Annotated in this window: 18 protein-coding genes; 8 read left to right on the top strand and 10 right to left on the bottom strand. The window is 64.4% G+C overall.

Going from position 1 to position 18,852, the window contains the following annotated elements; genetic code table 11:
• Positions 1–44: 44 nt before the first annotated feature.
• Genes ABFX23_RS00730 through ABFX23_RS00720 form a run of 3 tightly spaced genes read right to left on the bottom strand, consistent with a single transcriptional unit; the run spans position 45 to position 3,053 of the window.
• A complete protein-coding gene (locus tag ABFX23_RS00730; RefSeq protein ID WP_346031225.1) occupies positions 45–704 on the bottom strand; it encodes a nicotinate-nucleotide adenylyltransferase in 660 nt (219 codons plus the stop codon).
• Complete coding sequence (locus ABFX23_RS00725) at positions 704–1,753, bottom strand: aldo/keto reductase (protein ID WP_346031224.1); 1,050 nt, start codon at positions 1,751–1,753, stop codon at positions 704–706. The genes ABFX23_RS00730 and ABFX23_RS00725 overlap by 1 nt, the downstream gene beginning before the upstream one ends.
• Before the next feature lie 25 nt (positions 1,754–1,778).
• Positions 1,779–3,053, bottom strand: a complete 1,275-nt coding sequence (locus tag ABFX23_RS00720) for a glutamate-5-semialdehyde dehydrogenase (RefSeq protein ID WP_346031223.1) — start codon at positions 3,051–3,053, stop codon at positions 1,779–1,781.
• 241 nt (positions 3,054–3,294) lie between these two features.
• Here ABFX23_RS00720 and ABFX23_RS00715 point away from each other — a divergent pair, with 241 nt between their 5' ends.
• Both ABFX23_RS00715 and ABFX23_RS00710 read left to right on the top strand, forming a co-directional pair.
• On the top strand, positions 3,295–4,467 hold the full coding sequence (locus ABFX23_RS00715; protein ID WP_346031222.1) for a M23 family metallopeptidase: 1,173 nt from the start codon (positions 3,295–3,297) through the stop codon (positions 4,465–4,467).
• Entirely contained in the window at positions 4,460–4,858 is a 399-nt protein-coding gene (locus ABFX23_RS00710) for a bactofilin family protein (RefSeq protein ID WP_346031221.1), read from the top strand. The genes ABFX23_RS00715 and ABFX23_RS00710 overlap by 8 nt, the downstream gene beginning before the upstream one ends.
• Before the next feature lie 107 nt (positions 4,859–4,965).
• Here the strand turns inward: ABFX23_RS00710 and ABFX23_RS00705 are convergent, their stop codons facing one another.
• From ABFX23_RS00705 to ABFX23_RS00685, 5 genes are all read right to left on the bottom strand, one after another.
• Complete coding sequence (locus tag ABFX23_RS00705; protein ID WP_346031220.1) at positions 4,966–5,673, bottom strand: DUF1013 domain-containing protein; 708 nt, start codon at positions 5,671–5,673, stop codon at positions 4,966–4,968.
• Positions 5,674–5,822: 149 nt separating this feature from the next.
• Positions 5,823–6,866 carry a glycosyltransferase family 4 protein gene (locus tag ABFX23_RS00700; RefSeq protein WP_346031219.1) on the bottom strand — a complete coding sequence of 348 codons (1,044 nt, stop codon included), beginning with the start codon at positions 6,864–6,866 and terminating at the stop codon, positions 5,823–5,825.
• A gap of 13 nt (positions 6,867–6,879) precedes the next feature.
• Positions 6,880–7,599 (bottom strand): UDP-2,3-diacylglucosamine diphosphatase, encoded by a 720-nt coding sequence (locus ABFX23_RS00695; RefSeq protein ID WP_346031218.1) that lies wholly within the window; start codon positions 7,597–7,599, stop codon positions 6,880–6,882.
• 120 nt (positions 7,600–7,719) lie between these two features.
• Entirely contained in the window at positions 7,720–8,625 is a 906-nt protein-coding gene (locus ABFX23_RS00690) for a DUF8021 domain-containing protein (RefSeq protein WP_346031217.1), read from the bottom strand.
• Entirely contained in the window at positions 8,625–9,641 is a 1,017-nt protein-coding gene (locus ABFX23_RS00685; protein ID WP_346031216.1) for an NAD(P)H-quinone oxidoreductase, read from the bottom strand. The genes ABFX23_RS00690 and ABFX23_RS00685 overlap by 1 nt, the downstream gene beginning before the upstream one ends.
• A 90-nt stretch (positions 9,642–9,731) precedes the next feature.
• Here ABFX23_RS00685 and ABFX23_RS00680 point away from each other — a divergent pair, with 90 nt between their 5' ends.
• The 6 genes from ABFX23_RS00680 to ABFX23_RS00655 all read left to right on the top strand — a co-directional run bounded on the left by ABFX23_RS00680 (position 9,732) and on the right by ABFX23_RS00655 (position 18,004).
• Positions 9,732–9,935, top strand: a complete 204-nt coding sequence (locus ABFX23_RS00680) for a DUF1192 domain-containing protein (protein ID WP_120076267.1) — start codon at positions 9,732–9,734, stop codon at positions 9,933–9,935.
• 182 nt (positions 9,936–10,117) lie between these two features.
• A complete protein-coding gene (gene clpA, locus ABFX23_RS00675) occupies positions 10,118–12,502 on the top strand; it encodes an ATP-dependent Clp protease ATP-binding subunit ClpA (protein WP_346031215.1) in 2,385 nt (794 codons plus the stop codon).
• 32 nt (positions 12,503–12,534) lie between these two features.
• Positions 12,535–14,241, top strand: a complete 1,707-nt coding sequence (locus ABFX23_RS00670) for a M1 family metallopeptidase (RefSeq protein WP_346031214.1) — start codon at positions 12,535–12,537, stop codon at positions 14,239–14,241.
• 492 nt (positions 14,242–14,733) lie between these two features.
• Complete coding sequence (locus ABFX23_RS00665; protein ID WP_346031213.1) at positions 14,734–15,738, top strand: ligase-associated DNA damage response exonuclease; 1,005 nt, start codon at positions 14,734–14,736, stop codon at positions 15,736–15,738.
• A 2-nt stretch (positions 15,739–15,740) separates the two neighbouring features.
• A complete protein-coding gene (locus ABFX23_RS00660) occupies positions 15,741–17,336 on the top strand; it encodes a cisplatin damage response ATP-dependent DNA ligase (RefSeq protein ID WP_346031212.1) in 1,596 nt (531 codons plus the stop codon).
• A gap of 50 nt (positions 17,337–17,386) precedes the next feature.
• Complete coding sequence (locus tag ABFX23_RS00655; RefSeq protein ID WP_346031211.1) at positions 17,387–18,004, top strand: YoaK family protein; 618 nt, start codon at positions 17,387–17,389, stop codon at positions 18,002–18,004.
• Here ABFX23_RS00655 and ABFX23_RS00650 read toward each other — a convergent pair.
• Both ABFX23_RS00650 and ABFX23_RS00645 read right to left on the bottom strand, forming a co-directional pair.
• The gene (locus ABFX23_RS00650) at positions 18,001–18,282 is read right to left on the bottom strand and encodes a DUF167 domain-containing protein (RefSeq protein ID WP_346031210.1); all 282 of its coding nucleotides are present in this window, start codon (positions 18,280–18,282) and stop codon (positions 18,001–18,003) included. The two genes, ABFX23_RS00655 and ABFX23_RS00650, sit on opposite strands and share 4 nt — an antisense overlap.
• Complete coding sequence (locus tag ABFX23_RS00645) at positions 18,263–18,850, bottom strand: gamma carbonic anhydrase family protein (RefSeq protein WP_346031209.1); 588 nt, start codon at positions 18,848–18,850, stop codon at positions 18,263–18,265. The genes ABFX23_RS00650 and ABFX23_RS00645 overlap by 20 nt, the downstream gene beginning before the upstream one ends.
• Positions 18,851–18,852 lie beyond the last annotated feature (2 nt).

The raw sequence follows: 18,852 nt of genomic DNA, 5'->3' as shown, positions 1-18,852 counted from the left end.
TCCGTATATGGGGTGAAGGACAAAAGCGTAAAGGGCTGCACGCCTCACGCGTCCGCCCCCTTGAGACTTTCATGGATGAGGGAATGCGTCACTTCGTCCCTTGGCGGCGGACCGGCGTGGTCTTCCGCCCAGTGAGGATCCGCCCGGCGTATCTGTGTGGCCGAACGCGGATCGGGATCGAAACGCAGCTCTATCAGCGCGGGTGCGCTCCATTCGCCCCGGTTGCGTAGTCCGGCTGCGGATAACCGGTAATCGCGCAGCCAGGCTCTTGCGGGGCTCGCAAGAGCAGCATCGTCATACCCCGGACGCGCGATAACGGCAATGGGCATTTCCCGCGCGATCTGTCGCCAATTCCGCCACTTGTGAAATTGCGCGAGGTTGTCGCTGCCCATCAGCCACACGAAACGGCGGCGCGGATAGCGGCGTTTCAGCGCGCGCAGGGTGTCGACGGTGTAGCGGGTGCCCAGCTCGCGCTCGATGGCCGTCACCTTGATCGGGGCACGCCTGCTGGCGGCTTTGGCGGAGCGGACGCGGGCGGCGAGCGGGGCCATGCCCTTCCTGGGTTTGAGCGGATTTCCGGGGGAGACCATCCACCACACCTCGTCCAGCCCCAGCGCGGCCATGGCGAACAGGGTGATCCGGCGGTGGCCCGCGTGGGCCGGGTTGAAACTGCCGCCCAGCAGGCCGGTAACGGGGCCCACCATCAACTCGGCTTGCGTCGTGGCGACACGCGGAACCCGTGGCGCCTGTCCTGCGACTTGATCGCCCAGGCCGGGTATTCGTCCTCGAGCGCGCCGATCTCATTCAGCGTGGCCAGCTCTTTCGACGAAAGCTCCACATCGGTCGCAGCAAGGTTTTGTGCCAATTGCTCCTGTCGTTTTGCTCCAACAATAACCGAAGAGGTTACAGGCTGGTGGAGTAACCAGGCGAGCGCAATGGCAGGCACCGTGACGCCGTGCCGCTCCGCCATGGGGCGCATGGCCTCGACGGCCTTTGCCGCCAAGTGCTTGTCCGCCCTCGGGAAATCCAGCTTGGCGCGGCGGCCCTCGCCGCTGACGTCGCCGTCCTCGAACTGGTACTTGCCGGAAAGCAAACCGCCCAGCAGCGGGCTCCAGACCATGAGCCCCAGGCCTTCGGACAGCATCATCGGCACCAGCTCGCGCTCAAGCTCGCGCCCCGTCACGGCATAGAGCGCCTGGTTGGAAATGAACTTGTCCCACCCGCGACGCTCGGCAATGCCCAGGGCCTTGGCGATCTGCCAGGCGGCCCAGTTGGACACGCCGATATAGCGCGCGCGGCCCGAACGCACGATGTCTTCCACCGCGCGCAGGCCCTCTTCCATCGGCGCGTTCGGGTCCCAGCCATGGATCTGATAGAGATCGACATGGTCGAGGCCGAGCCGCTCCAGGCTGGCGTCGATCTGGTTCAGCAGATGATAGCGCGAATAGCCGCTGTCGTTCGGCCCCTCGCCCATCGGCCCCATGCCCTTGGTGGCGATCACCACCTGGTCGCGCGCCACGCCGGTATCGCGCAGCGCCTGGCCGAGGTATGCCTCGCTCTGACCCGCCGAATAAAGGTTCGCCGTGTCGATGAAATTGACGCCGGCATCCAGCGCCTGCTTCACCAGCGCGGTGGAGCCCGCCTGATCCAGGTCGTGCTGGAAAATGCCGGAAGGGGCAGTGCCGAACGTCATCGTGCCAAGGCACAGTTCGGAAACCACGAGGCCGGAATAGCCGAGCCTGTTGTAGCGCATGCCTGCCCCTCCCCTCGGGCTATTGTTACGGGCGAGCCTGCCCCTTGCCCTTCACCTGCCACTTGTAGGTGGTGAGGCCTTCCAGCGCCACCGGGCCGCGAGCGTGCAAGCGGCCGGTCGCAATGCCGATTTCTGCGCCCAGCCCGAACTCGCCGCCGTCGGCGAACTGGGTGGAGGCGTTGTGCATCACGATGGCGCTGTCGACTTCGGCAAGGAAGCGCTCGGCCGCCTCGTCGTTGTCGGTGATGATGGCTTCGGTGTGACCCGAGGAATGCGCGGCGATATGCTCCATCGCCTCGTCGATGTTATCGACCACGGCCACCGAGAGGATGGCATCGAGGTATTCGGTGTCCCAATCCTCAGCCGTTGCCGGCTTCACGCGCGTATCGAGTTTTTGCGCGCGCTCGTCTCCGCGTAGTTCGCAACCTGCATCGGCGATGGCCGCGAGCACCTTGTCCCCTTCGGCGAAGCCGGAGTCGATCAGCAGCGTTTCCATCGCGCCGCAGATGCCGGTGCGGCGCATCTTCGCGTTGACTGCGATCTCGCGCGCCATGTCCGGGTTGGCGTCAGCATGGATATAAGTGTGGCAGATGCCGTCAAGGTGGGCGAGCACGGGGACACGGGCATCTTCCTGCACGCGGGCCACCAGTCCCTTGCCGCCGCGCGGTACGATCATGTCGACAAGGCCAGCCGCCTTCAGCATGGCGCCCACGGCTTCGCGGTCCTGCGTCGGCATCAGCTGGATGGCATCGGCGGGAAGGCCCGCTTCTTCCAGGCCCTTGGCGAAGGCAGCATGCAGCGCGCGGTTGGAATGGATAGCCTCGCTGCCGCCGCGCAGGAGGGCGGCGTTGCCGGAACGCAGGCACAGGGCTGCGGCGTCGGCGGTCACATTGGGGCGGCTTTCGTAGATGATGCCGATCAGGCCGATGGGAATGCGCACGCGCTCCAGCCCGAAGCCGGAGGGCGAGCTGCGGTTGTCGATCACTTCGCCGACCGGGTCCGGCAGCTTGGCGACATTCTCGATGGCACCGGCGATGGCTTCCAGCCGGTCCTCGTCAAGCTTCAGCCGGTCGAGCATGGCACCCGTCAGGCCACGCTTTTCGCCAGCGGCCATGTCTTTCGCGTTGGCTTCCAGGATGTTGGCCGAATCGGCACGGATTGCCTTGGCAGCGGCGCGCAGGCCGGCGGCTTTCTCCGCATCACTGGCGCGGGCCAGCTTTCGCTGCGCGGCTCGACCCTTTTTCGCAAGGTCTTCAATGAGTTGGGTGTAGTCGGTTTTTTCCAGTGTGTCTGTAGTCATGGGTCGCCTTCTAACATGAGTGCGCGTGCCTGTCAGGACGAATCGCGGGAAGGGGCAAGAGCGGCTCGCAAAGCCCGATCCTCCGAATAGTTCCCGGCACGGCACAATTTTTTCTCATGTATGTAACGTTTCATCCCGCGATAGGTTCAACTCGCCCCATAGGTTAACGTTCTGGCTTGGCCTCGCGCGAGTGTTGGGTATCCCTGCTGCCACACAAAACAAGCGGACGGACGGGGTCGTTTTGGCACAGCAATCGACGGGCGGAATTCTTGACCGCCTGCGCACATGGTTTCCGGAGCGTGAGTTCTTCATGCGCTCGCAGGGGCAGGTGCGCTTCCTTACCATAACCACGAAAATGCAGATGGCAGCGGCCGGCACAGTTGCGGCGGTAACGCTGGGCTGGGCTGTCTCGATGGGCGTCATGGCGGTCAGCCAGTGGCAGGCGAGCACGGAGCGCGCATCGCTGCTGGAGCGCGAAGCGCAGGTGGCCACCGCCGAAGACCGCTTCTCCGCCTACTCCGACGATATCGCCGCCACGGTGGCCGACCTCGAAGCGCGGCAGCAGTTGCTCGACGGTATTGTCGAGATGCTTCCCGAAGACGTTCTGGCCGAAGGTGGCGACACCGTCACCGATTCCGCTGCCGAGAGCGAAGAGCTCATCAGCATGATCCGCAATGTCTTCCCCGAAGCGGAAGGCCTGACCCGCATGGAAGCGCGGCAGCTCGCTTTCGCGGAGCGGCTCACCCGCTACGCGGATCGCCGCGCCGAACGCGCCGAGGAAGCGATCCGCCAGCTGGGTCTCGATCCGCGCGCCGTGGAACGCGCCAACGAGAGCGCGATGGGTGGTCCGCTTGAAAGTCTCGCATCGGAAAGCGACGGCTCGCTCGATCCGCGTTTCGAGCGCCTGGGCCTCAGCCTTGCGCGGATGAGCGCGCTGGAGCGCGGGCTGGACCAGATCCCGCAGGTCATGCCTGCCGATCTCAATTCGATTTCGTCGGGCTTCGGCTATCGTCGTGACCCGTTTCGTGGAACGGCGGCCATGCATTCCGGTCTCGATTTCCGCGCCCCGATGGGTTCGCCCATCCACGCTGCCGCCGATGGCCGTGTGACGTTCGTCGGCACCAAGGGTGGCTACGGCAAGGTGGTGGAGATCGACCATGGCGCGGGCCTCGCTACCCGTTACGCCCACATGTCGCGCTTTAATGCGCAGGTGGGTGCCACTGTCGATGCCGGCGACGTGATCGGCGCCATCGGCAGCACCGGCCGTTCCACGGGCCCGCACCTGCATTTCGAAGTGCGCATCAACAACCGCGCGGTAAACCCGCGTCCTTTCCTGGAGACAGCCCCCCATGTTCTCGAGCAAGTCCGGGCCGAGTTCGCCCCCGACTCCGACGAAAGCAAAGTCGATGGCTAATCCCGGCGGCACCTTTTCGGTAATCGGCCCCGACGTCACCATCCGTGGCGACATCGAGGCATCGGTAGACCTGCATGTCGACGGGAAGATCATCGGCAACATCGAATGCGCCAGCCTGGTGCAGGGCGAATCCAGCCGGATCGAAGGCGAGATCAAGGCCGAGAGCGCCCGCCTGTCCGGCGAGATCAAGGGCACGATCGAAGTGCGGCACCTGGTGGTGCTGAAAAGCGCGCAGATCGAGGGCGATGTGAGCTACGACACGCTGACGATCGAGCAGGGTGCATCGGTCGATGGCCGTTTCGCACCGTTGCGCGGCAAGGCCCAGGCCAAGCCCGCCACCGATGGCGCGCAGGGCGAAGGCAAACAGCCCGGCCTGACGCTGGCGGGCTGATCCGGGCTTACAAGTTTGTGGAGGGGATGGGGCGGTCCGATGGGCCGCCCCAACTCGTTCAGGGCTTCAGGTCCGCGCCTCGTCTCATGAAGCGCGAATTGGCGAGGTTAGCCCTCGCCCTGTTCCTCTGCCGCGCGCTTGGCCGTCAGCCATGCTTCGGCCTCGGCTTCCTGCGCCGCTTCGGCAGCCGCCTTGGCCGCTTCCTCGCGTTCGCGGCGCAGTTCGGCGATCAGTTCCTGCTTGTCGTCACGCGGTGCGGAGGGTGCGGCGGTTTCGACCATTTCCTCGCCTTCGGCAGCCGGTTCGGCGGCAGCAACGCGCTTGGCGGCCTTGGCCACGGCAGCATCAAGTTCACGCTGCGAGCACAGGCCCAGCGTCACCGGATCCTTGGGCTGGATGTTGGCGATGTTCCAGTGACTGCGCTCGCGAATCGCGTTGATCGTGTTGCGCGTGGTGCCGATCAGGCGGCCGATCTGCGCGTCGGAGATTTCCGGGTGGTTGCGCAGGATCCAGGCGATGCCGTCGGGCTTGTCCTGCCGCTTGGACACCGGGGTGTAACGCGGGCCCTTGGTGCGGCTGACATCGACGGGAGCCTTCTGCATCTTGAGCGAATAGCTGGGATCCGCCTGTCCGCGCTCGATCTCCTCGTGCGTCAGTTCACCCGAATGCACGGGATCGCGGCCGGTGTACTTGGCACCCGCCAGGTCATCTGCCATCGCCTGCACTTCGAGGATATGAAGGCCGCAGAAATCGGCGATCTGGGTGAAGCTCAATGCGGTGTTGTCCACCAGCCAGCTGGCGGTGGCATGAGGCATCAGGGGCGTGGGCTGGTTAGCCACAGCAGTTCTCCAAAACTGAAAATAAAAGGGCCGCCCCTCACGGGACGGCCATCGTCGCCCGATGATGTAGAGCAGTTACGGGCAATCGGCAAGCTTTTGGCGATTCCAGCCGTAGGGAGCGCTGCTCAGGCGGACGCGCGAACAAGCTCTTCGGGTATCATCGCGCGCGCCATGGGGGCCAGTCCATCCAGGAACTGGTCTGCGCTGGCAGCCCAGGTGAATGCACGACCCAGCGCGTGGCAACGGCGGCGATCGAGCCGAAGCGCTTCCGCAATCGCGTCTTCCAGCCGCTCCGCCATGGCACCGCTTTGGGGCTGCAAGACGTCGAGCGGGCCGGGAACCGGATAGGCGGCGACCGGCGTTCCGCAGGCGAGCGATTCGATCATCACGAGGCCGAAGGTGTCGGTCTTGCTGGGAAAGACGAACACGTCCGCCCCGGCGTAACAGGCGGCCAGCGCGTGCCCGCTCTGCTTACCGAGGAAATGTGCCTGCGGGAATTGCGCCTGCAACCTCTCCAGCGCCGGGCCGCACCCGACAACGACCTTGGAACCGGGATGCGTGTTGGAGAGAAATTCCTCGATGTTCTTCTCCACCGCGACACGGCCTACATAGAGCTGTATCGGGCGCGGCAGGGTGAAGAACAGGTCGGGCGGCGCATGGTCCGGATGGAACGTCCCCACGTCCACGCCGCGGCTCCAGTGATGCAGCGGGCCGATACCCTGCGCGGTCAGCTCTGCACGAATCGTCTCGGTCGCCACCATCGTTCGCACGGCGGGCGCATGAAAGCGGCGGATCATCGGCCAGAATAGGCTGGCGGGCATGCCGGTGCGCCGCGCCACGTAGTCCGGAAACTGCGTGTGATAGGCGGTGGTGAAAGGCAGCTTTCGGCGCAGGCAGTAATGCCGCGCCGCCCAGCCAAGCGGCCCCTCGGTCGCGATGTGGATCGTATCGGGCGCGAACCGCTCCAAACGGGTGGCCAGGCCGCGCATCCCGGTGAATGCCAGCCGGATTTCCGGGTAGGACGGCGCCGGCATCGAAGGGAACTGGTCTGGCGAGGTCACGTCGACTTCGTGCCCGCCCTGGCGCAGTTCGCTGATCACGGTCTCCAGCGTGCGGACCACGCCGTTTACCTGCGGGTGCCAGGCATCGGTGACGAGAGCGATCTTCATGCGGCTGTTCCGGTCACGCTGCTTCGGCAATGGCGCTGTCCGCCTGCCGCATTCGCTCTTCGCGCCGCGCGACTTCCTCGGGCCAGTGGAGGATTTCCATGCGGCCGTCGGCGTGCTCCACCAGCGCATTGCAGCCTTCCACCCAGTCGCCGTCGTTCCAGTATTCGGCGCGCTTCCCATCGTGGGTGAACATACGGTGCTCGGCGGTGTGGATGTGGCCACAGACCACTCCGTCCACGCCGCGCTCTCCCGCAGCCCGGGCAACCACTTCCTCGTACTTGCCGATAAATTCGACGGCGTTCTTCACCTTGTGCTTCGCCATCTTTGAAAGCGACCAGTAGGGCAGGTCCAGCTTGCGGCGCACGGCGTTCACCCAGTGGTTCACGCCCATCATGAAGTGGTAGAGCGCGTCCCCCACGAAAGCGAGCCAGCGGTGCGACAGCATGACGGCATCGAATTCGTCGCCGTGCAGCACCATCAGCCGCCGCCCGTCCGCCGTATCGTGGAAAGCTGCTCGCCTGATCTCGATGCCGCCGAAGTTGAGGCCGGTGAACTGCCGGAACATTTCATCGTGGTTGCCCGGAATGTAGACGACCCTGGTGCCGCGCTTGGCGCGCTTCATGATGCGCCAGACGATGTCGTTATGGGCGTCGGGCCAGTAGAACTTCCTTTTCAGCCGCCAGCCTACGCCGCCCCCGTTGCCGAATTCACCGTCGAGATAGTTGCCAAACATGATGCGCGCCTCGTCGCTGCCTGTTTGGCTATCAGCCTATGATTCAAGGATGTTACACGCTGGCCACAGTTTGGAGGCATTTCGACGACAGTGTGACGCTTTCGAGTCAGCGCCCTTTGGTCAGCGCACCACGTAGGGCTGCGGCGCGATCCACGGCGAAGGCATGTTGTAAGGCACGGTGATGAACACCGCTTCCACGTCGGCGATCTTGCCGTCCACGATCTTGAACATTTCCAGCAAGGCGAAGCTGTGCGGGAAATGGAAGATGGAATCGTGCGTGCTGCCGTCGGTCCATGTCACTTCGGTTATGCGGCCCGAATGGTCGATGAAACCGGCGGCGATCACCAGGCCCTTCTGCTCGTCCACCAGCGGAAAACGGCGGTCGCGCAGGCGGTCGTCATACTTGTACTGACCAAGGCGGAACTGGTCCCCCGTGCCCATTGCAGCGATGGGATAGCCCTCGATCTCCACGTTCGTCGTCTGCAGGCCGTTCTCGATCCGGTCGCAGTTGTCGGTGAAATGGGTGAACAGCTTGCCGTCGTTCAGTTGCAGCGTGTCGAAATAGCCGTTGGCAAGCGCGATCATCCGCTCGCGCGCGGTGCGCTGCTCCTGCGGCACGTCGGCGAGCAGGCTCTCGCGCGGGCGGCGATCGAGGTCGATCACGGGGAACGGGCCAAGCTCGTGCGGGCGGCAGATGATCGCCTCGGCCTCGGCAACGCGCCCTGCTTCGATTTTCAGGCGCAGGCCCATTACGGCGGTATCCGGCCCTTCCGTAACGAAGCCGAACCAGCTGACCTGACCGGTCGCCGGGTCGGCTGCCTTCAGGTCGTAGTCGCGCGGGATAGCCGTCACTGTGTTCCAGATGCCGTCGCCAACGGCCAGTTGCACGTTGTTCTCGGTAAAGACGACATGCTCGGCCCATGCTACTTGCGAGGCATCCCGCGCCGACAGCGCATCGAGAAAGGCATCCATCCGGGCGCAGAGTTCGCCGCGCGTGTGCGCGGTGGCAGGCAGCGAATTGGCCATCAGTTCGCACCCCCGGCCACGTCGAGCACGATCTTGCCGACATGCTCGCCCGCTTCCATGCGCTGGTGCGCCTCGGCCGCTTCGGAGAGTGGGAAGGTCTTGTCCATCACCGGGCGCAGCTCTCCGTTCTCGACCAGCGGCCAGACCTCGCGGAACAGTTCGTCCGCCAGCATCCCCTTGAAAACGTTGGAGCGTGGGCGCAGCGTGGAACCGGTGATGGATTGACGTCGAACCATCATTTTCGCCACGTTAATCTCGGACTTCGGCCCGCCCAGCACCGCGATAACGACGAGGCGGCCGTCCTCTCCCAGTGCGTCGAGATTGCGCTGGGTATAGTCGCCGGCCACCACGTCCAGCACCAGTTCCGCGCCCTTGCCGTCGGTGAAGGCCTTCACGTGCTCGACGAAATCCTGCGTCTTGTAATTGATCGCCAGGTCCGCCCCCACCTTGCGCGAGGCGGCGCACTTCTCTTCGGAGCCGCTGGTGGTGATGACGGTCATGCCGAACAGCTTGGCCAGCATCGTCGCCATCGTGCCAATGCCCGACGTGCCGCCGTGGATCAGGATCGTCTCCCCATCGCGGGCATAACCACGCTGGAACACGTTGTGCCACACGGTAAACAGCGTTTCGGGAATCGCCGCGGCTTCCGCCATGGAAAGGCCGGGAGGCACCGGCAGGCAGTGCTCCGGCCGGGCAATGCAATATTCGGCGTAGCCGCCACCGTTGGTGAGAGCGCATACCCTCTTGCCCAGTTCGCCCGGATCGACACCTTCGCCAAGCGCCACGACCTCGCCCGCGATTTCCAGCCCCGGCAGGTCGCTCGCGCCCTTGGGCGGCGGATAGGAGCCTGCCCGCTGCAGGCAATCGGGACGGTTCACGCCCGCATGGCTGACGCGCACCAGCACCTCGCCCTGCGCCGGTTCCGGCACATCGCGCGATTCGATCTGCAACACGTCCGGCCCGCCCGGCTCGCTGATCGCGACAACGGACATGGTTTGCGGCAATTCGTCAGCCAAGAAGCCCCCCTGTTCAACGCCCTGGTGATGCACAGTCCTAGGGATGCCCACCATTGACAGCAAGCGCCTGCATGGTGATGTTGCATCGCAATGGAAGATGACCTTCCCCGGATGCGTTCCGACGCCGCCGGCCAGCTGGCCGGAGAAAGCCTCGACAGCTATTCGCAGGACGAGCTGATGGCGCGTATCCAGTTGCTCGAAGCGGAAATCGCGCGCGTAAAGGCGCACCACAGCAAGGCAGACCAGCACCGGAAGTTTGCCGACGCGCTGTTCAAGCCGCGAGAGACGGACTGATGGGCCGGACCCGGCCCTTCGTACCCCTCGAAATCGCGCAGACGCGCACCATATCCCTGTTACACCCGCTTGCAGGCCGTTCCGCGTGCGAGTTAACCCGCCGCGTTAGGTCGATGTTCACCAAGCCGGACGCACCCTTCTCAACCGTTCCCGCAATGGCCTGAGGCCGCCCAAGGAAGACCATGCCAAGTTTCGCGCAAAACCTCGAAAAGACCCTCCACACTGCGATCCAGCACGCGATCGATCGTGCGCACGAATATGCCACGCTCGAACACCTGCTGCTCGCGTTGGTGGAGGATGAGGACGCCGGAGAGGTGATGAACGCCTGCGGTGTCGACATGGAAGAGCTGGGCGGCGTGGTGCGCCAGTATCTCGACCAAGAATACCAGTCGCTGAAGACCGACGAGGACGCCGATCCGCAGCCCACCGCCGGGTTCCAGCGGGTGATCCAGCGCGCCATCCTGCACGTGCAGTCCAGCGGCAAGGATACCGTCACCGGTGCAAACGTGCTGGTGGCCCTGTTCTCCGAACGCGATTCCTACGCAGTCTATTTCCTGCAACAGCAGGACATGAGCCGCCTCGACGCCGTCAGCTTCATCAGCCACGGCATAGGCAAGGGTGGCCGGCAGCTGGAAGACCGCTCCCCTACCGGCAGCGAGGAAGAATCGCAGGCGCGCGGCGAAGAGAAGCCGGACAAGAACAAGAAGGATTCCGCGCTCGACCAGTTCTGCGTGAACCTCAACCAGAAGGCGCTGGACGGTAAGATTGACCCGCTGATCGGGCGTGGCCCGGAAGTGGACCGCACCGTACAGATCCTCTGCCGCCGCTCGAAGAACAACCCGCTCTACGTGGGCGATCCGGGCGTGGGCAAGACGGCCATCGCCGAAGGCCTGGCGCGCAAGATCGTGGAAGGCGACGTGCCCGAAGTGCTCGAGCCTGCGGTTATCTACGCGCTCGACATGGGCGCGCTGCTCGCCGGTACGCGCTATCGCGGCGATTTCGAGGAGCGACTGAAGCAGGTCGTCAACGAGCTCGAAAAGATGCCCGATGCCATTCTTTTCATTGACGAAATTCACACCGTGATCGGTGCCGGCGCCACCAGCGGCGGGGCGATGGACGCCTCCAACCTGCTGAAGCCTGCCCTGTCGGGCGGAACGATCCGCTGCATCGGCTCCACCACCTACAAGGAATTCCGCAACCACTTCGAAAAGGACCGCGCCCTGCTGCGCCGCTTCCAGAAGATCGACGTGAACGAGCCGACGATCGAGGACACGATCAAGATCCTCAAGGGCCTGAAAAGCGCCTTCGAGGAGCATCACGGCGTAAAGTACACGCCCGATGCGCTGAAGACCGCCGTGGAAATGAGCGCGCGCTACATCAACGACCGCAAGCTGCCCGACAAGGCTATCGACGTGGTCGACGAAGTGGGCGCGATGCAGATGCTGGTTCCGCCCAGCCGCCGCCGCAAGACGATCACCGCCAAGGAGATCGAGAAGGTCGTGGCGACGATGGCGCGCATCCCGCCCAAATCCGTTTCCAAGGACGACAAGAAGGCTCTCGGCAATCTCGACAAGGACCTGAAGCGGGTCGTCTACGGCCAGGACGAGGCGATCGAACGCCTGTCCGTCGCCATGAAGTTGAGCCGCGCAGGGCTTCGCGAGGCGGACAAGCCCATCGGCTCGTTCCTGTTCTCCGGCCCCACCGGCGTCGGCAAGACGGAGGTCGCGCGCCAACTCGCCTCGATCATGGGTATCGAGCTGAAGCGCTTCGACATGTCGGAATACATGGAGCGGCACAGCGTCTCCCGCCTGATCGGCGCGCCTCCGGGCTACGTCGGTTACGACCAGGGCGGTCTGCTGACCGATGCCATCGACCAGCACCCGCACTGCGTCCTGCTGCTCGACGAGATCGAGAAGGCGCACCCGGACCTGTTCAATATCCTGCTGCAGGTTATGGATAACGGCAAGCTGACCGACCATCACGGCAAGACCGTCGATTTCCGCAACGTGGTCCTCATCATGACGACCAACGCGGGCGCGGCGGACGCTGCCAAGCAGGGTATCGGCTTCGGTGCCGGGCAGAAGACGGAAGCATCGGAAGAGGCGGTGAAGAAGATGTTCACCCCCGAATTCCGCAACCGTCTCGATGCCGTTGTGCCGTTCGGCTATCTCGGCCCGGAAACGATCAGCCGCGTGGTCGACAAGTTCATCCTGCAGCTGGAACTTCAGCTGGCCGAGCAGAACGTGCACATACAGTTCGACGGCGACGCACGCGAATGGCTGGGCAAGCGCGGTTACGACAAGCTGATGGGTGCTCGTCCGATGGCGCGCCTGATCCAGGAGAAGGTCAAGCAGCCGCTGGCCGAGGAACTGCTGTTCGGCAAGCTGGCGGCAGGCGGCGAGGTTCATGTCACCGTGAAGGACGAGAAGCTCGCTTTCGAGCTGACGCCCGCTCCGCCCAAGACCAAGCCGAAGGGCAAGCGCAAGGCTGCGGCAAAAAAGGCGGATACCAAGAAGCCGGAAACCCCTGCCGCCGACAAGGACGGCAGCAAGGATACCGAGGACTAGTCGGAGCGATGGCTGCGGGGTAATCTCGCGCCATGAAGCTGAAATCCGCAATCGCGATAGTGGCGGCGGGGGCTCTCGCTCCCGCCGTTTCCGTTTGGGCGCAGGACAATCCGCCGCCGCTGGCCGAACGAACCGCGCAGAGCGACCTTCCGCTCGAAGGTCCGCGCGGCGCGATGCAGATCGAACACGTTTCGCTCTCGATCGCCGTGCATCCTTCGCAAAGGCGCATCGAGGGGACGGGGTTTTACCGCATGGTTCCACAGGCCGACCTGTCCGAATTGCAATTCGATCTCGATCCGCGCTTCAACGTAAGCCGGGTGGAATTCGACAACGTCGAGCTTGCGGGCAGCGAGTGGCGCAATCCCGATGGCCTGCTGACGATCACCCTGCCCCAGCCTGTTTCGGCCAACGAGCCGGTCATGGTCTCGATCGATTTCGGAGGGATGCCGCACGAAGCGATCAACCCACCTTGGGAGGGCGGCTTCGTGTGGTCGCAGACCGAAGACGGGCAACCCTGGATCGCCACCGCGGTGCAGGGCGAGGGGTGCGACCTCATGTGGCCCTGCATCGATCATTCCTCGCACCGCATCGACACGCTGGACCTGATGGTAACAGTGCCGGATGGGTTGGTCGCGGCGGGCAACGGTCGCCAGATCGGCACGTACGCCAATGGTAACGGCACGACCACCTTCCGCTGGCAGGCGCGCGATCCGAGTAATTACGGCGTCGCCCTGCAGATCGGCCCCTATGAAGTCGCGCGGCGCGACTATCGCAGTAGCTATGGCAATACGATCCCGCTCGCCTTCTGGCACTTGCCGGGCAATGCCGAGGGCGCACAGCGCCTGCTTGGCGAAATGGCCGATCAGATCGCTTTCATGGAAGCGACGTTCGGCCCCTATCCCTTCGGTGACGAAAAGGCAGGCGTCGTCGAGACCCCGCACCTCGGCATGGAGCACCAGACCATCAACGCCTACGGCAACGGCTTCCGGCCCGAAGCCTACGGCCACGACTGGCTGCTCCAGCACGAGTTCGCACACGAATGGTTCGCCAACCAGCTTCGCAACGCCTCGGTCAACCACATGTGGCTGGCCGAGGGGATCACCACCTGGACCCAGCCGCTTTATCTCGAACACGCGCGTGGCCGGATGTTCTATGACGCGGAAATGTGGAAGCTGCGCCAGCGCGTTTGGAGCCGCGTGCCGCTGGTGCCGCCCGAAGGCGAACTGCCCGACTACAACGACCGCGAGGCGATGTGGGGTGACGACATCTACTTCAAGGGCGCGTGGATCATGCACACGCTGCGCTACCTCGTCGGCGACGGGGCACTGTTCCCGGCCATTACCCGGCTGACCTACGGCACGAGCCAACCGGTCCCTGGAGAAATTCATCCGCTGACCCGTACAACCGATGATTTCCGCGCAATCCTCGAAGACATCACCGCCGAGGACCTCGGCTGGTTCTTCGATGCTTACTTCCATGAGGCAGACCTGCCCCGGCTCGACATGAGGCAGGACGGCGCAAAGGTGTCTTTCGAATGGATCACGCCTTCGGACCTGCCGTTCCAAATGCCGCTCGAGGTGCGCGTGGGCGGCAGCAACCGCACGCTGATGATGACGGGCGGCCGGGGCGTGATCACCCTGCCCAGCGCCGACGCGCATTTCCTCGCCGACCCGGACAACCGCATCCTGAAATACGATGCCGCTGTCGATGCCTGGCAAAACCGGGAAACAGAGAACTAGCCCGGAACGAATGTCGCGCGGCGCAACTCCCGCTGGTCGGGGATAAGTCCGCCCCTCGCTTGACCGAATCGGCCTCGTTAGGCTGATCTGCAGATGGCCGTGCGGCCACCTTTTTTCTGAACCTCCGAACCTCGGCGCTTCTTGATGCCGCCCGAGGGGCACGAGGCCCCTCGGAGGCGTCGGTCCTTAACACCGACTTTCAGATCAAAGGAGGCGACTATGGAGCCACGGGTATTTGTCCGTGCCTATCGTCGCTGGCGTTTTGGTCGGTGGGAAAGCGTATGTGAGCATACCCGCCGATGGCCACGCCAGTATTCGTTCAACTTCTAACTAGAACAATCCCTCGGTCGCACGGCCACCTTTTGGTGGTCCGTCGTACAGAATCTATGCACATATGATTCACGTATTCAAGACCGCCGGTTGTTGGAAATCCTTGTGTCAAGAATCCGGCTCAAGGGGAACTCCACAGAAATCGATTATTTATCCACTACAATGGCAGCACCTTTCTCATGGATCCGGCCCGAACCGCACGGCGTTCACATCGTGCCGGCCGACGTCTGGATCGATCCGTCGAGAGCGGTCGACACTGCGCTCGTCACCCACGGCCATGCCGACCATGCGCGTGGCGGCCACGGCACAACCGTCGCCACGCCGGAAACGCTGGCGATCATGGAACTGCGCTACAACACGCGCGAGGGTGCGACCCCGGTCGAATATGGCGAGACGATCCGGCTGAAGGGCGGTGTCGATGCCACGTACATTCCGGCGGGGCACGTGCTGGGCAGCGCGCAGATCCTGCTGGAACACGCAGGGGAGCGCGTTGTCATTACCGGCGATTACAAGCGCCGCGCCGATCCCACCTGCCCGCCGTTCCAGGTAACGCCCTGCGACATCTTCATTACCGAGGCGACTTTCGGCCTGCCGCTGTTCACCCACCCCCCGATCGAGGACGAGATGGCCAAGCTGCTCGGCCGCCTGCAAGCGCATCCGGATTCCTGCGTCCTCGTGGGAGCCTATGCCCTGGGCAAGGCGCAGCGCGTAATCGCGGAACTGCGCGCGGCCGGGCACAAGCAGCCCATCTACCTGCACGGTGCGATGGAGAAGATGTGCCGGCTTTACGAGGAATTCGGCGTCGATCTCGGCGAATTGCGGCTCGTCTCCGATCACGAGAAGGACGACATGCGCGGATCTATCGTCGTGTGTCCGCCATCCGCGCTGAACGACCGGTGGAGCCGGCGCCTTCCCGACCCCATCACCGCCATGGCGAGCGGATGGATGCGCGTTCGCCAGCGGGCGCGGCAGCGCAATGTCGAACTGCCGCTGGTGATCTCCGACCACGCCGACTGGAACGAGCTGACCCGCACCATCGAGGAAGTAAACCCGCACGAGACATGGATCACGCACGGGCGAGAGGAAGCGCTGCTGCGCTGGCACCAGCTCCACCAGCGCAGCGCCCGCGCCCTCGCACTGGTCGGCTACGAGGATGAGGACGACTAGCGGTGGAAGAGTTCGCCGCCCTTATCGACGCGCTGATCTACACGCGCAGCCGCAACGAGAAGTTGCGCCTGATCGCGGAGTATCTGCGCGACACCCCGGACCCCGACCGTGGCTGGGCGCTTGCGGCGCTGACTGACGGGCTCGATTTCAAGGCGGTGAAAAGCTCGACCATCCGCGGCCTGCTGAAAGAGCGGGTCGACCCGGTGCTGTGGAGCCTCAGCCGCGATTTTGTGGGCGATACCGCCGAAACCGCCGCGCTCCTCTGGCCGGAACGACTGGGTGAAGCAGGGCCGCCGCCAACGGTCAGCGAAGCCGTGGATGCACTGGGCGCGATGACCCGCGCCACCGTGATGACCGAACTGCCGCGCTTGCTGGACCGGCTCGATTCCGCCGGACGATACGCCCTGCTCAAGCTGGCGACGGGCGGCATGCGCGTGGGCGTTTCCAGCCGCCTCGCCAAGGTCGCCTTCGCGCAGGCTTTCGACGTGCCGGTGGATGACGTGGAGGAATACTGGCACGCGCTGGAGCCGCCCTATGCCGACCTGTTTGCCTGGGGCGCGGACGGCGCCGATCCGCCCGATACCGAGAACCTGCCGCTGTTCCGCCCTTTCATGCTGGCCCATCCGCTGGAGGAAACGGTGGTCGATCTCGCCGACTACGCAGCGGAATGGAAATGGGACGGCATCCGCGTCCAGCTCGTTCATGTTGCGGGCGAAACACGAGTCTATTCGCGCAGCGGCGACGATATCAGCGCGACCTTCCCCGAAATGGTCGACGCGCTGGATGTGCCCGCCGTGCTCGACGGCGAATTGCTGGTGCGCGGAGCCCACCAGGGCGGCGAAGCGGGTGGTGCGGCGAGTTTCAATGCGCTGCAGCAGCGGCTCGGACGCAAGACCGTGAGCAAGAAGATGCTCACCGAAAGCCCCGCCTTCGTAAGGCTCTACGACGTGCTGATGCTGGAAGGCGAAGACCTGCGCGGCCTGCCGTGGGAAGCCCGGCGCGAACGCCTCGAGAAACTGGTGCCGCGGTTGCCCGACAGTCACTTCGATCTCAGCCAACTGGTCGGGGCGCGGGATTTCGAACACCTGGCGCAAGTCCGAGAGGGCGCGCGTGACGATGCCATCGAGGGCCTGATGCTGAAGCGACGCGACAGCCCTTACGTGCCGGGCCGCAAGACGGGTCTGTGGTACAAGTGGAAGCGCGATCCGCTGCTGATCGATTGCGTGCTTATGTATGCCCAGCGCGGCAGCGGGAAGCGCTCCAGCTTCTATTCCGATTACACCTTCGGCTGCTGGGACGGAGACCCCGACAAGGGGGCGGAACTGCTGCCCGTGGGCAAGGCCTATTCCGGGTTTACCGATGCCGAACTCAAGAAGCTCGATAAACTCGTGCGGCAAAACACTCTCAACCGCTTCGGCCCGGTCCGGGAGGTGGAGCGGACGCTGGTTTTCGAAGTCGCGTTCGATTCGGTCCATTCCAGCAAGCGCCACAAGAGCGGCCTCGCCATGCGTTTCCCGCGCATCCACCGCATCCGCTGGGACAAGCCGGTGCACGAGGCCGACAGGCTCGCCGCGCTTCGTGCGTTGATCCGCGACTAGCCTGGTATTACTGCCCGGGGATGGATCGGTTTGACCCACCCCGGCGCCGCATGGCCATCGGCATCGCGTTGCTGGCAGGCTTCGTCGATGCGACGGGGTTCTTGCAGGTCGATGGATACTACGTGTCGTTCATGACAGGGAACACGACGCTGCTGGCGCTGGATATCGCTTCGGGCGCGCGCCGTGTCCTTGTTCCGGCCTTGCTGATTGCCGGTTTCGTTCTGGGAGTTGCGCTGGGCACGTGGCTCGGCGATTTTCGCCAGACCCATCGCAAACGCCGCGTCCTGTCCGCTGTCATAGCCTTGCTGGTAGGTGCCGCGAGCGCGCGCGCTTCGGGTTGGCAAGCGCCCTCTTTGGCCTGCCTCGTTCTGGCAATGGGCGCGCTCAACACGACCCTTAGCGGTAATCGCAGGAATCCCGTGGGGCTGACTTACATGACTGGCGCGCTGGTCCGCGTCGGGCAGGCGCTGGGCGACCGGATCAATGGCACCAGGGCAAGCGGTTGGTCTCCCTTCGTTTGGCTGTGGGGCGCGCTGCTGGCCGGCGCCTTCCTTGGCGCGATGGCTACGCAGCAGGTTCCTTCGGCCGCACTGTGGATCGCAGTGACCTATGCCGCGCTGCTGCTGCTGGCGAGCGAGGTTATGGCGCGCCGGAGCGGTTCGGCCTAGCTGCCGAGTGCGAACACCTTCTCCCGGGAAGTTGCGCCGCGCAACAATTCGATGTGAGAAGGCGCGCAGCCCAGCGCCTTTGCCAGCAATGCGATGACCGCCATGTTCGCCGCCCCGTCCTGCGGTTTCACGCGAGTCTTCACCAGCACCCTGCCCGCCTCGATCGCGATCCCCTCACTCCTTGCGCCGGGGGTGACGCGGACGGGCAGCCGCCCATGATCATCGGCCAACGCGCGGATCGCATCGCCCGAGGGCAGGTCAATCCTTGGGCGCGGCATGCACTTCTGCCAGGTGCTTTTGTGCCAGCTTGCAATAACGTTCCGTCTGGAACCTGATCTTGGCGATCTGCGCCTCGTCCTGCGTACGGTAATACTTGGCCGGGCGACCGATCCAGATCTCGCCCTTGCCGATTGTCTTGCCGGGGCTGAGCAGCGCGCCCGCTCCCAGCATGCCCCCTTCCGCAATGCGCGCCCCGTCCATGGCGACGGCGCCCATGCCGACGAAGGCGCGGTCTTCCAACTGGCAACCGTGGACCACTGCCTTGTGACCGATCACGCAGTCTTCCCCGATGATCGTCGGTTCGCCATCCGTATCGGGGCGCGGTCCTTCGACGTGGAAGACGCTGCCGTCCTGCACGTTGCTGCGCGCGCCCACTTCGATGCGGTGGATGTCACCACGCAGCACGCAATTGTACCAGACGCTCGCCTCCGGTCCGATCGTTACGTCGCCGATGATACGCGCGCCGGGCGCGACGAAGGCTGTCTCGTGGATTTGCGGCATCTTGCCATCGAAGGGCAGGATGGTCGCGCCCGGGAAGCGGGGGTCGGAGTTGATGCGGCTGTTCATGG

Origin of the sequence: Erythrobacter westpacificensis, from assembly GCF_039542285.1 — a bacterium.
Lineage (GTDB): Bacteria > Pseudomonadota > Alphaproteobacteria > Sphingomonadales > Sphingomonadaceae > Alteraurantiacibacter > Alteraurantiacibacter westpacificensis.
The sequence above is the reverse complement of the archived record's forward strand: the minus strand, read 5'-3'. Positions and strand labels throughout refer to the sequence as shown.

Excerpts from the sequence above, each read along its gene's own strand:
- ABFX23_RS00690 (WP_346031217.1), bottom strand. The coding sequence starts at position 8,625 with ATGGCCAATTCGCTGCCTGCCACCGCGCACACGCGCGGCGAACTCTGC.
- ABFX23_RS00645 (WP_346031209.1), bottom strand. The coding sequence starts at position 18,850 with ATGAACAGCCGCATCAACTCCGACCCCCGCTTCCCGGGCGCGACCATC.
- ABFX23_RS00730 (WP_346031225.1), bottom strand. The coding sequence starts at position 704 with ATGGTGGGCCCCGTTACCGGCCTGCTGGGCGGCAGTTTCAACCCGGCC.
- ABFX23_RS00700 (WP_346031219.1), bottom strand. The coding sequence starts at position 6,866 with ATGAAGATCGCTCTCGTCACCGATGCCTGGCACCCGCAGGTAAACGGC.
- ABFX23_RS00725 (WP_346031224.1), bottom strand. The coding sequence starts at position 1,753 with ATGCGCTACAACAGGCTCGGCTATTCCGGCCTCGTGGTTTCCGAACTG.
- ABFX23_RS00710 (WP_346031221.1), top strand. The coding sequence starts at position 4,460 with ATGGCTAATCCCGGCGGCACCTTTTCGGTAATCGGCCCCGACGTCACC.
- ABFX23_RS00655 (WP_346031211.1), top strand. The coding sequence starts at position 17,387 with ATGGCCATCGGCATCGCGTTGCTGGCAGGCTTCGTCGATGCGACGGGG.
- ABFX23_RS00695 (WP_346031218.1), bottom strand. The coding sequence starts at position 7,599 with ATGTTTGGCAACTATCTCGACGGTGAATTCGGCAACGGGGGCGGCGTA.
- ABFX23_RS00720 (WP_346031223.1), bottom strand. The coding sequence starts at position 3,053 with ATGACTACAGACACACTGGAAAAAACCGACTACACCCAACTCATTGAA.
- ABFX23_RS00705 (WP_346031220.1), bottom strand. The coding sequence starts at position 5,673 with ATGCCTCATGCCACCGCCAGCTGGCTGGTGGACAACACCGCATTGAGC.
- ABFX23_RS00680 (WP_120076267.1), top strand. The coding sequence starts at position 9,732 with ATGGAAGATGACCTTCCCCGGATGCGTTCCGACGCCGCCGGCCAGCTG.
- clpA (WP_346031215.1), top strand. The coding sequence starts at position 10,118 with ATGCCAAGTTTCGCGCAAAACCTCGAAAAGACCCTCCACACTGCGATC.
- ABFX23_RS00670 (WP_346031214.1), top strand. The coding sequence starts at position 12,535 with ATGAAGCTGAAATCCGCAATCGCGATAGTGGCGGCGGGGGCTCTCGCT.
- ABFX23_RS00665 (WP_346031213.1), top strand. The coding sequence starts at position 14,734 with ATGGCAGCACCTTTCTCATGGATCCGGCCCGAACCGCACGGCGTTCAC.
- ABFX23_RS00650 (WP_346031210.1), bottom strand. The coding sequence starts at position 18,282 with ATGCCGCGCCCAAGGATTGACCTGCCCTCGGGCGATGCGATCCGCGCG.